12 protein-coding genes are annotated in these 12943 nt (G+C 44.6%); 7 read left to right on the top strand and 5 right to left on the bottom strand.

Translation table 11 applies throughout. The features are described 5' to 3' along the window. The first annotated feature begins 37 nt into the window (after positions 1-37). The 7 genes from GTO83_RS08030 to GTO83_RS08000 all read left to right on the top strand — a co-directional run bounded on the left by GTO83_RS08030 (position 38) and on the right by GTO83_RS08000 (position 8137). Complete coding sequence (locus GTO83_RS08030) at positions 38-1102, top strand: CamS family sex pheromone protein (protein WP_180872167.1); 1065 nt, start codon at positions 38-40, stop codon at positions 1100-1102. 319 nt (positions 1103-1421) lie between these two features. Further along, positions 1422-1727 (top strand): Asp-tRNA(Asn)/Glu-tRNA(Gln) amidotransferase subunit GatC, encoded by a 306-nt coding sequence (gene gatC / locus GTO83_RS08025; RefSeq protein ID WP_180870264.1) that lies wholly within the window; start codon positions 1422-1424, stop codon positions 1725-1727. Between the two features lie 3 nt (positions 1728-1730). After that, a complete protein-coding gene (gatA, locus tag GTO83_RS08020) occupies positions 1731-3203 on the top strand; it encodes an Asp-tRNA(Asn)/Glu-tRNA(Gln) amidotransferase subunit GatA (protein ID WP_180870262.1) in 1473 nt (490 codons plus the stop codon). Position 3204: 1 nt separating this feature from the next. Beyond that, positions 3205-4629: an Asp-tRNA(Asn)/Glu-tRNA(Gln) amidotransferase subunit GatB gene (gene gatB / locus GTO83_RS08015; RefSeq protein ID WP_180870260.1), complete on the top strand. Its 1425-nt coding sequence runs from the start codon at positions 3205-3207 to the stop codon at positions 4627-4629. Between the two features lie 18 nt (positions 4630-4647). Beyond that, positions 4648-5649, top strand: coding sequence for a diacylglycerol kinase (locus tag GTO83_RS08010; RefSeq protein ID WP_180870258.1), 1002 nt, complete (start codon positions 4648-4650; stop codon positions 5647-5649). A 69-nt stretch (positions 5650-5718) separates the two neighbouring features. Then, positions 5719-7095 carry a 23S rRNA (uracil(1939)-C(5))-methyltransferase RlmD gene (gene rlmD / locus GTO83_RS08005; RefSeq protein ID WP_180870256.1) on the top strand — a complete coding sequence of 459 codons (1377 nt, stop codon included), beginning with the start codon at positions 5719-5721 and terminating at the stop codon, positions 7093-7095. 184 nt (positions 7096-7279) lie between these two features. Then, positions 7280-8137, top strand: a complete 858-nt coding sequence (locus GTO83_RS08000; protein WP_180870254.1) for an Mrr restriction system protein — start codon at positions 7280-7282, stop codon at positions 8135-8137. A 49-nt stretch (positions 8138-8186) separates the two neighbouring features. Here GTO83_RS08000 and GTO83_RS07995 read toward each other — a convergent pair whose 3' ends face one another. From GTO83_RS07995 to GTO83_RS07975, 5 genes are all read right to left on the bottom strand, one after another. Next, positions 8187-9767: a recombinase family protein gene (locus tag GTO83_RS07995; protein ID WP_180870253.1), complete on the bottom strand. Its 1581-nt coding sequence runs from the start codon at positions 9765-9767 to the stop codon at positions 8187-8189. Next, the gene (locus tag GTO83_RS07990; RefSeq protein ID WP_081530745.1) at positions 9768-10181 is read right to left on the bottom strand and encodes a hypothetical protein; all 414 of its coding nucleotides are present in this window, start codon (positions 10179-10181) and stop codon (positions 9768-9770) included. It lies immediately after the preceding gene. 5 nt (positions 10182-10186) lie between these two features. Continuing rightward, on the bottom strand, positions 10187-11704 hold the full coding sequence (locus GTO83_RS07985) for a recombinase family protein (RefSeq protein ID WP_180870251.1): 1518 nt from the start codon (positions 11702-11704) through the stop codon (positions 10187-10189). 62 nt (positions 11705-11766) lie between these two features. Then, complete coding sequence (locus tag GTO83_RS07980; RefSeq protein ID WP_161517660.1) at positions 11767-11934, bottom strand: SHOCT domain-containing protein; 168 nt, start codon at positions 11932-11934, stop codon at positions 11767-11769. 100 nt (positions 11935-12034) lie between these two features. Next, entirely contained in the window at positions 12035-12940 is a 906-nt protein-coding gene (locus tag GTO83_RS07975; protein ID WP_180870249.1) for a GH25 family lysozyme, read from the bottom strand. Positions 12941-12943 lie beyond the last annotated feature (3 nt).

Here is a 12943-nt window from a genome sequence, read left to right as displayed (position 1 = left end):
ACTTAAAAAATTAGTAACCCTTGCGGCGGTCTTATCTATGGGCCTAGCATTAGCTGCCTGTGGAAACAAAAAAAGCAATGATTATTCAACCACGGGTAGTGCTACCGGGACTTACCAAGCGGTAATTAAGGATGGCCATTATCGAACAAGTAAGGCTCGGGGAGTCGCTGTTCAACAAAACGACAATACTTACAATCAAAAGAGTTTTGAAAATGGCTTGATAAACATTATCGCTAAGAAATTCTTCTCGACGAAGAGTTATATTTTCCAAGAAGGTCAATATTTAGATAGTGGTACCGTAACTAATTGGTTGGGACGGAAAACGGCTAAAAATCCAACGGGACTTAATCCAGCCGAGGGTAAGAAGAGTGATCCTAATCCGCTGTATGTTCAACAAATTGAAGAACAAGACTACATGCAACAAAGTGGGGGTTCTTTAAAGCTTAAAGGGGTCGTAATTGGGATTGGCATAAACTCCGAATATCAATACCAAAAGAAGACGGATGGCCCGTACTACACTAAGAATATTTCCAATGCAGAAGTGCAAAGCGAAGGTAAGGCTGCGGCCGCTAAAGTCCTTAAACGTCTCCGGGCAAAACCAGAACTTAAGAAGGTTCCGATCGTAATCGCATTGTACAAGCAAGCTGGTCAAGATAGTTTGGTTGGTGGAACCTTCTTTGCTTATACTAAGGCAAGTGGGAATAAAATTGGTTCTTGGACGGCCTTAAATTACAAGAATGCGGTCTTACCAAAAGCTAGCTCAGCAGCCAGTGCTAATTCAAATAGTACTGGGACAAGTGGCGCTTTCTCTAACTTTAAGAGCCAAATCCAAAACTTCTTCCCGAATATTAGTGGGGTAACTGCCCAAGCCCAATATAAGGACGGAACCTTGCAAGGAATGCACGTGACCGTGACAACCCAGTTCTATAGTCAAACGGAAATTAATAGCTTTACGGGCTACATTGTCCAGGCTGCCAAAAAATACTTGCCAAATGGGGTCCCGATCGACATTAAGATTCAATCTGATTCGGGCATTCAAGCAGTGGTCTACCGTGACTCTGGATCCTCTAAGTGGAATTCCCATGTGTTTGGTAGTTACTAATTAAAATGCATCTCCCAAAATTATAATGGACCGTGGAAATTAACGAGGTCAGATTTAAGGCCCGATCATTTATCTGGCGTGCGATTTTGGAAAGCCATGCCGGATTATGCGGGATGTAGGATGTACCCGAGGGGTAATTCATCAAAAATTAGCTATTCTCTTGTGGATTTCACATCGAGAATAGCTTTTTTAATATCAAACGAAATGGTTTTGCAAAATAAAACAAAAATTTCTGAGTAACTCACGGTAATTCTGAAAAGTACCGGCGGCATGTGATAAAATAAAACATTGTATAGAATTTGGAAAAGAGGTTAGGAGAATGGCTGAAAAGTTAGGCCGAGAAGCGGCCAAGCACGTTGCGGAATTAGCCAAGCTTTCATTTACAGATGAAGAGCTCGATCAATTTGTGCCACAACTAGAAGATACGATGCATTTGTTTGACGATCTTCAAAAGATGGATACGACGGGAGTTGAACCAATGTACTCCCCAACCCAAGAAGCAAACGTAATGCGAGAAGACGTTGCCGTACCAAGCGGGCAAAGAGATGCCCTCTTAGCCAATGCCCCCGAAACGGATAAGGGCTTGATCAAGGTACCAGCAATCATTGACGAAAGCGAGGATTAGAGAATGGCGTTTTATAATACCGACGTTGCTCAACTCCACGATGATCTCGTTAACAAGCGGGTTAGTGCAACTGAGTTGACGAAGGCGGCCTTTAAGCAAATTAAGGCGACTGACGACGACGTTAAGGCCTTTTTAGCACTTAACGAAGAAGCCGCTTTGGACCAAGCAGCTAAGCTTGATCAAGCAGGAATCGACCCTAACCAACCATTAGCGGGGATTCCATTGGCGGTTAAAGACAACATTGTTACCAAGGGGCTGACGACGACGGCCGCTTCAAAGATTTTGGCTAACTTTAAGCCCGTCTATGATGCCACGGTCGTGGAAAAGTTATTAGCTGCTGGGGCGATTAACGTTGGGAAGACTAACCTGGACGAATTTGCCATGGGGTCTTCGACGGAAAACTCGGCCTTTCAAACGACGCGGAATCCATGGGACTTAACCCGGGTTCCTGGTGGTTCTTCAGGTGGCTCCGCAGCAGCAGTTGCAGCAGGGGATGTTCTTGGAGCACTTGGAACGGATACGGGTGGTTCAATCCGGCAACCAGCATCCTTTAACGGGGTAGTTGGAATGAAGCCAACTTATGGACGAGTTTCCCGTTGGGGAGTGATTGCCTTTGCTTCTTCCTTTGACCAAGTTGGTTGGCTTTCCCAAAGTGTCAAGGATAACGCTTACTTAATGCAAGCGATCGCTGGGGCTGATAAGCGTGATATGACGAGTGCTAACCGGGAAGTGCCTAACTACGTCGCTAACTTGGCTAAGGCAGACGTCGAGGGGCTCCGGATTGCGGTGCCAAAGGAATACTTTGGTGACGGTATTGATGCTGATGTCCAAGAAGTCGTTAAAGCGGCGCTTGCCCATTATGAATCTTTGGGAGCAATCATCGATGAAGTTTCCTTACCACACACGAAGTATGGGATTCCGGCATACTACATTTTGGCTTCATCTGAAGCATCTTCTAATCTCCAACGGTACGACGGGATTCGTTACGGTTTCCGGGCAAATGATGTTAAGAACTTGGAAGACGTTTATGTCCGGACGCGGACCGAAGGCTTTGGCCCTGAAGTTAAGCGGCGGATCATGCTTGGGACCTTCTCCCTTTCTGCTGGTTCATACGATGCTTACTTCGCTAAGGCAGCTAAGGTTCGGCGGTTGATTACCGACGACTTTAACAAGATTTTGAAGGAACATGACGTTATCATGGGACCAACGGCGGTTTCCACGGCCTTTAAGATTGGCGCGGAAGTTACTGATCCGACCAAGATGTACATGAATGACTTATTAACGGTTACCACCAATATGGCTGGGCTGCCAGGGATGTCAGTACCGGCAGGCTTCTCCAAGGAAAATGGGATGCCAGTTGGGCTCCAAATCATTGGGAAGGCCTTTGATGAACAAACCGTTTACGATGCCGGTTATGTCTTTGAACAAACAACCGACTTCCACAAGCAAACGCCACGGTTAGGGGGTCAAAACTAAGATGAATTTTGAAACCACAATTGGGCTTGAAGTCCACGTTGAATTAAAAACTAACTCCAAGATCTACAGTCCATCACCGGTTGCTTATGGGTCAGACCCTAACGCCAATACCAACGTGATCGACTGGGGATACCCTGGGGGTTTACCTAGCCTAAACAAGGGCGTTGTCCGGGACGGGATCATGGCTGGTTTGGCTTTGCATGCCCAAATCACTAAGCACATGCACTTTGACCGGAAAAACTACTTTTATCCAGACAACCCCAAGGCTTACCAAATTACCCAATCCGAAACGCCAATTGCTCATGATGGTTGGGTTGAAATTGAAGTTAACGGTAAGAAAAAGAAGATTGGGATTGCTGAAATGCACATCGAAGAAGATGCCGGGAAGAACACCCACACGGGTCAATACTCCTACGTTGACTTGAACCGGCAAGGGACCCCATTGATTGAAATTGTTTCTAAGCCTGATATTGCTTCCCCTGAAGAAGCAGTGGCTTACTTGGAAGCTTTACGGCAACGGATCCAATTTACTGGGATTTCCGATGTGAAAATGGAAGAAGGTTCCATGCGGGTTGATACCAACATCTCTGTACGCCCATTTGGTTCCGATAAGTTTGGGACGAAGACGGAAATGAAGAATATCAACTCCTTCAATTACGTGCGTAACGCCCTTGAATTTGAAGAAAAGCGGCACCAAGCCGTGATCCTTTCTGGAGGGCAAATTGTCCAAGAAACCCGGCGGTACGATGAAGCTACTAAGGGGACGGTTTCAATGCGGACTAAGGAAGGAAGCGATGACTACCGTTACTTCCCAGAACCTGACTTACCACCACTGGACGTTTCGGATGATTGGATTAACGAAATTAAGGAAGCAATGCCCCAAATGCCTGGCGAACGGCGGGAACATTATGTTGAAGACCTCGGTTTAACTGACTACGATGCCATGGTCTTGACTCAAACCAAGGAAATGGCGGACTTCTTTGAAGCAGCTGTTGCCGATGGGGCCGATGCTAAGCGGGTTGCCAACTACTTGATGAACGATGTGAACTCTTACTTGAATGATGAACATATCGACTTACAAGATACGAAGTTGACCCCTACCCACCTTGCCGGGATGGTTAAGTTGATCGATGATGGGACGATTTCATCTAAGATGGCCAAGAAGGTCTTTGCCGGAATTATTGACGGGGAAGAACCAGCTGAATTTGCCAAGGCCCATGGATTAGTTCAAATTTCCGATCCAGCCGAATTGAAGCCAATTATTGACGGTGTTCTTGATAACAACGAACAATCAATCATCGACTTTAAGAATGGGAAGGACCGGGCTGTTGGTTTCTTGGTTGGTCAAATCATGAAGCAAACCCGTGGGAAGGCCAACCCGAAGATTGTTAACCAAATCTTGATGAAGGCTTTGAACGAACGTTAATTTACAGGGGGTTAGTAAATGCGTAAACGAGCACGAATTATCTATAACCCCACCTCTGGTCGGGAAGCCTTACGAAGTGATTTAGTCGATATTTTGGCCGTTTACGAACAGGCCGGTTATGAAACCAGCGCCTACGCAACGACGCCAGAACCCGACTCAGCTAAAAACGAGGCCACTCGGGCAGCCAAGGAGGGCTTTGATCTCATCGTGGCTGCTGGTGGGGATGGGACCTTAAACGAAGTTATCAATGGGATCGCTGGCCTGGAAAAACGGCCAACTTTAGCCGTAATTCCGGCGGGAACGACGAACGATTACGCCCGCGCTCTCCGGGTTCCCCGGGAAGATCCAATCGCGGCCGCCAAGTTGATTTTGAATCCCGATAACCGGTTTAAGATCGACATTGGAAAGGCGAACGAAAATTACTTTATGAATATTGCGGCCGGAGGCACCCTTACAGAATTAACCTATGAAGTGCCTTCACAAATGAAGTCACTTTTCGGTTACGCCGCCTACTTTGCGAAGGGGGCTGAATTACTTCCCCAAGTTAAGCCAGTCGAAATGAGCATCAAGTACGATGGTCATGAATTTCGGGGGAAGGCGTCCACCATCTTCTTAGCGTTGACGAACTCGGTTGGGGGCTTTGAACAGATCGTTCCTGATGCTTCTTTGGATGATGGAAACTTCTCTTTGATTATTGTTAAGGATAGTTCTCTCTTTGGGATGATGCAGTTAATGGCTAAAGCCTTGAAGGGAACGCACGTTGATGATCCACGGGTTATTTACGTCAAGGCTAAGGACGTTGTTGTGACCCCCCTCGATAAAGATGATCGCTTAATGATCAACCTCGATGGGGAATACGGTGGCGATGCCCCAATGCACTTCGTTAATTTGCACCAACACTTACAAGTGGTTGCTAACATGGACGAAATTCCGGATAATGCCTTAACGGCCGCCATGCAAAAGATGGAAGATGATTTTGTTCGTGAAATTGGTGGGATGAAAGACCCAGATCAAAAATAAACCAAAGAGGTCGTGGAGGATAAACTCCCAACCTCTTTTCTGTACATAAAAAATCAAGGAGGAACAACGATGAAGGTGCAACTACCAGTGCACAAAAATGAACAAAGGACCGGGACGGTAACTGATTTGACCTATGAAGGGAATGGGGTCGTTAAAGTTGATCACTACCCGATCTTTATCCCCAATGCCTTACCTGGCGAAGCGATTGAATATGTGGTCACAAAGGTCACCAAGAACTTTGCTTGGGGTCGGGTCTTGGCTTGGCAAAGCAAGAGTCCTGACCGGGTTGATTTAGCTGATCAACGCTACCTGCAAACGGGGATTGCACCCCTGGGGCACCTGGCATATCCAGCGCAATTACGCTTTAAGCAAAAGTTGATCCAAGATCTTTTGCAAAAGGCGCACTTGGATTTAGCAGTTAGTCCAACCATGGGAATGGCCAAGCCGTATCAATACCGGAATAAGGCCCAAGTACCCGTTAAGTTGGTCAAGGGACAACTTCAGACAGGTTTTTACCGGCGGGGTAGTCACCAGTTAGTGCCAATCGAAGACTTCTACATCCAAGATCCTGTAATTGACCAAACGATTTTAGTCGTGCGGGATGCCCTCCGGAAGTTTAAGCTTACGCCGTATGACGAAAAGACTGGCAAAGGAATTATCCGAACAGTAATGGTGCGGCGGGGTTACTACTCACATGAAGTCATGGTTGTTTTGATTACCAAGACGCAGCACTTGCCGTATGCCAAGGAACTTACAGCTACAATCAAAAAACAGGTACCAGAACTTAAGAGTTTGGTGCAAAATATTAATTCGAAGCCAACCAATAAGTTGCTGGGGGATGAAAACCGTCTGTTGTGGGGGCAAGCAACAATTGAAGATCGACTCCTTGGTATTGACTTTAAGATCTCCCCGTTGTCCTTTTACCAAGTTAACCCGCAACAAACCGAACGTCTTTACCAAACGGCGATTGATCAAGCCGGCTTGGATGGTCGTCAAACCGTAATTGATGCTTATTGTGGGATCGGAACGATTTCCTTGGCCGTAGCTAAGCACGCTAAGCAAGTTTATGGGGTTGAAATTGTCCCGGCTGCAATTGAAGATGCTAAGCAAAATGCTGCTTTAAATGGGATTACGAATGCCAAATTTGTTGTGGGTAAGGCTGAAGAACAAATGGCTAAGTGGCAAAAGGCGGGATTAAAGCCAGACGTGCTCATCGTTGATCCACCACGAAAAGGCTTAGCTGAAAGCCTGATTACTGCCGCCGGTCAAATGGCGCCAAAGAAGATTATTTATGTCTCCTGTAATCCCGCCACCCTCGTCCGTGATCTTCAACGCTTTGTGGAGCAGGGTTACCACGTCACCAAGCCAATCCAACCCGTCGACCAGTTTCCTCAGACAACGCACGTTGAGTCAGTAACCGTCCTAGAACGGACACAAAACGATTAAAATTTGCTGAAGGGTTGGTTGGCCCGCTGGCCTCGGATTGCGCTATCCTTTGACCGGTGCGGGATAGGCAGATAGTGTTCAAACGAGGATAATGAGTGATTTCTAACAAATTGAGTGGACGAAATCCAAAACTATGACAGTTAAAAAGTTAGAGTGCAACTTTTAGGAAGGAGGGTAACTGGGAATGGCCATAAACAGAATGGAAAAATTTGAAAATCTGATTATGATTGAAGTGCTAAAAGCGATGCAGACACTTGGCGGTCGGGTAACGCGCAAGGAAGTAAAACGTGAGATTCGCGATCACTCCGAAGTAATTTCAGAGGAGAAGGTCGATGAAGTTAAAAAGTCAAAGAAAACAGGCGCCCCATACCGCCCTTTTGATTATCGTTTTAATTTTGCGGTTAAACATTTGATTACGACTGGTTTTATTTTCACTGAAGATAATCGCAATCTTGAGCTATCAGAAAAAGGGCGGACGGTTAAGCTAGAAGATTTTGATCCGATCCGTGATGTGCGGGCAGTGCTATCCAAAGAATCAGCCGATGAAACTGATGTAGAAGAAGAGACTGAGATTGAAGAAGAACCCTGGAAAGCTGAATTGTTAGCAGCCTTAGCTAAGATGTCACCACAGAAGTTTGAGATGTTTAGTCGTGGCTTGCTAATTCACATGGGCGTTGACCTTGACGACAATATTGGCGTTCGTTATGTCGGCGACGGTGGCCTAGATGGCTTTGGCTACATTACTTCAGATGATTTTCGAACAACTCGGGTCGCCTTACAGGCCAAACGTTGGGACGGTAAAGTTTCGGCGCCAGAAATCGACAAATTCCGTGGGGCAATGGACAAGTACAATGCCGAATACGGAATCTTCATCACGACCTCAGACTTTACCCGTGAAGCCATGAAAACCGCTAAAGCCGGTACCCGGATAATTACGCTCATCAATGGGGACAAGATTTGTGACTTAGTGGCTAAGTACCATTACTATGTAGAGCCTGTGACAACTTACAAGCTGAAGAGCTTTTTTACGGACGACGAATAAAACCCTGATAATAGCTAAGCTACTACCAGGGCATTGTGTTAGAATTTATTTACAGGTTAATTTTTATTGAATCGCCATTTTGGAATTCTACTTCACAGTAGGTTTCCTGAATGGTGATTTTTTTGATTAGTTGTCGAACGAGGTGTTCATCAAACTCATTGAGTTGCTTACTATTGATATCAATGAAATTTTGTAGGTTAACATTTTTCTGAACGACCTCATTTTGACGATCAAGGGTTAATTGAAGTTCATCGCGTTGTTGCTGAATCCTATTGAACTCATCCGAAATTTTGTCATAATCCTTGGAATGGGTTGTCTGATTGATTAAAAGAATTTGTAGGCGGTCCAGTTCACGGTCTAATTTTGTTGCTTGTTCTTCATTTACTTGGTTAATCGCATGACGGATATTATTTTGGAGCTTGGCCTGGAATGTTTTGTTAGGTTCAATAATTTTATTAAAAGCTCTTAGGCAGACTTCTTTTAATTGTCGTTCAGAGATGGCGCGTCCATGGCAAGTCACAAGATCATGGTCATGGCCAGTCATACAAAGCCATTTTACGACTTGCCCGTTTTCGTCGGAGTAGTTATAGGCAACACGGTGATAAATATCTCCACAGCGGCCGCAGAATACTTTTAAGGAAAAGCAGGTGCGGTTATTGTAGTGCCTTGTTTTACCGCAGGGAACCTTGATTCCAGCCCGGCGACGCTTTCTTTCTTCTTGCACCCGGCGAAAGAGATCTTTAGGAATGATTGCCTCATGGTCGTCTTTGATATAGTACTGAGGCATAATCCCTTGGTTGCGAATTCGCTTTTTGGTTAAAAAGTCGATGGTGTATGACTTCTGTAAAAGAGCATCGCCGATATACTTTTCATTTTTGAGAATTGAAGCGATATTGGAATCGCCCCATTTAGTATTACCAGCACCGTTGGGGATGCCATCAGTGGTTAATCGCCGAGCGATTTGTTTACAAGAATATCCCTCCAAGTATTCGTAGTAGATGCGTTTTACTATTTTAGCTTGTTCGGGGTCAACAATTAGGTGTCCTTCTTCATCTTTGGTGTAGCCAAGGAACCAATTATGGTTAACCATGACTTTTCCTTGTTGATAGCGGTATTGTAAGCCGAGTTTAACGTTTTGCGATAAAGATTGGCTTTCTTGCTGAGCTAGGGAAGCCATGATTGTTAAAAGAACTTCCCCCTTGGCGTCAGTGGTTTTGATGTTTTCTTTTTCAAAGTAGACGGCGATATTCTTCTCTTTTAGTTGCCGAATGTAGTGAAGACAATCGAGAGTATTCCGGGCAAAACGGCTAATTGACTTGGTAATGATAAGGTCAATTTTGCCGGCCATGCAGTCTTCAATCATTTGGTTGAATTGCTCCCGCTTTTTGGTGTTGGTCCCAGAAATCCCATCATCGGCATAAACATTAACCAGATCCCAACCGTCATGGTTTAGGATGTAGTTGGTGTAATGGCTAACTTGGGTTTGGTAACTAGAGTTTTGTTCCTCGTATTCGGTACTTACCCGGCAATAGGCAGCTACCCTTAATTTGGGTATATCTTCCTCAAAGGGGACCGGCTTGCTACCGATATGGCGGCGGGCAGGAATGATTTTCATTTTTTTGTTGGGCATTTAAGATTCCTCACTTTCGATTAGCTGGTACAAGTATTCGGCTTGTTTAGCGGGAATATTGTACCGGTGATGTGATCGGTTCATTTTGAACTTAGTTTGGGGATAAAACTCTACCTGCTGTGTTGGTAAGTTGGTACGTCCTAAGTTTAGGGCTCGTTGATGAAGTTCAGTTTGGAGACGGTTAAAAATTTCCGGTGTTATCAACGGTGGATAGTATTTATCCCCAAGGTAGGTTTGATTAATTAAGATTCGTTTGATGGCACCGTGGAATTTAAAACCATTTTTTAAGGCGACATCTGTCAGGGAATCACCATTCAGATAGTCTTTAAAAATACTTTGAACGCGGGGGCCATTAACTGGGTCAACTTCAATCTTGCCATCTTTGATGTGGTAGCCAAAAGTAACGGTACTCATCGGCTTCAAATCCTTTCTGGTAGATTTAATCCACAGAACAAGTGGAAAACTAGATGTGAATTATCTTCAATTGTGATTTTTTCCACGGCTTCTTCAAATAATCGAGGATTAAACTCGGTTTGAATCGGGTGGCTATCTACGTAATTTAAAAGTTCACGAGTGGCAATAATCAGACTATCGTTTTTACCAATTGTGGAGCGGAGTTTACTCAGCTCTTGCCGGTATTGATTGGACTGGTCGATTAGTTTGGTCATCTTGGTCATCATTTCTTTGGGCTCGATCAAGTCTTGGGATAGCATCGTCATCAAGGTATCACGTTTTTCAGTATTGCTTAAAATAGCTGATTCTAATTCTTTAATCCGCTTATACTTGTGGTTTGCTGGTTGGTTTCGCAATGATTGAAGATAAGGCTGCAAAAGTTTCGTCCTACTGAAGATAAGTTTATTTATCATGGTCACAAAGGCGACTTCAATTTGGCGTTCATCAACTGGCTTAACCGGGCAAGACTTCTTTTCCTTAATATGAGTTTGGCAAGTCCAAGTTACCCGCTTAGCCTTCTTTTGGCGTTTAAATGTACCGCCGCAATGGCAGTTAAGTTTGCCGGAGAAAAGATATTTTTGCCGGTACTTTTGGCTACGTGTCTTGGTGTTGCGTTGCTTAGCTCTTTGCGTCAGCAAAGCCCGGGTCCGTTCAAATTCATCAAAGCTGATAATTGGCTCATGGTGGCCTTGATACCAGGTCATTGTCTCTTCATCGTAGTTGATGTGTCGGTTGAAGGCATCGTCGGTATAAGTCTTTTGCAAGCGCAGGTTGCCGGTATAAGATTCATTACGAAGCATAGTTCGAATGGTACTATCGCTCCATTTACCAACGGATGGCGCCGGAACGGTCAAGTTTTTAGCGATTGTTAGGCTGCTTTGACCATTTAAAAAGTCAGTAAAAATTTGTTTAACCACTTTAGCTTGGCTAGGAATAATTTCAAAGTTTCGGTCATAGCCATAGGGCGGAGTCGAAACTTTAAAATAGCCATTGGCCATCCGAGTTTGAATTGACCAGCGGTTGTTAGCGGCAATTGATTTTGATTCACTTTCCGCCATGCTACTAAGGACGGTTAAGATGAATTCATCGTCCATATTGCTGGTGTTCAGATTTTCCCGCTCAAAGATAATGGGGATATTGAGGTCCTTTAGCTGACGGACAATGTCCAAACAATCGGCAGCATTACGGGCAAGCCGGCTAATTGACTTGGTAATAACTAGGTCAATTTGGTGGGCTGCACAGTCCCTTAACAAGTGAAGCAACTCTGGCCGTTTATTCTTCTTAGTTCCAGAAATTCCTTCATCGTAGTAGATTCCTGCAAGTTCCCAGCCGGGATGGTTGCTAATGTAGTGTTGATAGTGTTCACGTTGAGCCTTAAGACTTTTTAACTGCTCGTCGGAACCGGTCGAAACCCGGCAATAAGCAGCAACCCGTTTTAGCTCCCGGCTGGGAATGAAATTTTGCATGATTTTTTTAGTTTCCATTGTTTTTTCCCTCCTTTCATCAGTCATGCATGTTAGCTCTGAGTTTTAGACACATCAACGAATTAAAGCTGTAATAAACCCAGTAATAGCGGGAAAGTTTGCCGGTTTTCTTGTTCGATTCGTTGGGCAATTTCAGGTGTGATTAGTCCTTGTTCTAATAGTTCTTTCGTGATTTCTTGTGCCTTTTGAAAAAGTAGTTCATTTTGAATTTGTTGATTAGTAAGGGTCATAGTTTTACCTCCTCACTGTTAGGACAGTTAGAGGCAAAAAATACAGCGGTTTTGGCAAAAAAATAAGGCCCACAGGCGAATGAGCCCATGGACCTTATATTTATAGCAGTTGATTGACGCGTCTTTGAACGGTAGTTGGATCATAGCCAGCCGCACGCAGTTTTTGACTACGTTGGGGGTCATTGCCCCATTTACCTTGAATGACTTCACGGGCCAAGGTGTCAATGGATTTTTGATTCAGCCTTTGATTTACGGCTGCTTGAATAGAGGAATAGTTATACCCAGCCGCAGAGAGGCGGTTCTTGCGGTCAGTGCCGTTACCCCATTTACCAGCTAAAACTTCAGCAACTATTTCATCTGTTGACTTTAAAGGCTTAGTATTGGCGCCATAGCCATTCAGGCCTTTTTTTCTGATGATAGCCGGATAGTCGATGTAGGAGTAGTCTAGGTCAACGTTACCGCTAATCCCGGCGATTGAACCATTAGAAGAGTATTGCCAAATCCCGCAGTTTCCGCTGTAGTTGAGACGGGGATTATATTCGGCAATCCACAAAGCATAACGACTAGCAACATCAGGAGAAATATAGTTTTGTAGCGGTGATCGTGAAATATAGAGTCCAGCATAGTAGCCATGGCTTTCAATCTCTGAACAAAATGCTTTAACCAATTCAGAACAAAAGTCTGTTCCTTGCTTAAATTGGCTCTTTTCTTCAAGGTCAAAGTAAATCGGGTAATCAAATTGTTTTCCGGCAATGGCGGTTAAGCAGGTATCGGCTTCTAGTTTTGCGTCGGTAGCGGAGTCCGCATATGAGAACCAATATGCCCCAACATTGAGTCCAGCGGCTTTGGCCCGACCGTAGTTTTGTTCAAAGTATGGATCCTTTTGGTGAATCGAATGGCCATATCCGGCATTAATAATCACGAAGTCAATCCTACTTGCTTTAACGGCATTAAAATTAATATTTTTTTGCCACAGTGAAACGTCAATTCCTTTATAAATTCCCATTTT

The organism is Lactobacillus sp. 3B(2020) (assembly GCF_013487845.1).
Lineage (GTDB): Bacteria > Bacillota > Bacilli > Lactobacillales > Lactobacillaceae > Limosilactobacillus > Limosilactobacillus alvi.
Note: the sequence above shows the minus strand (reverse complement) of the source record. Positions and strands in the feature narration are given on the sequence as shown.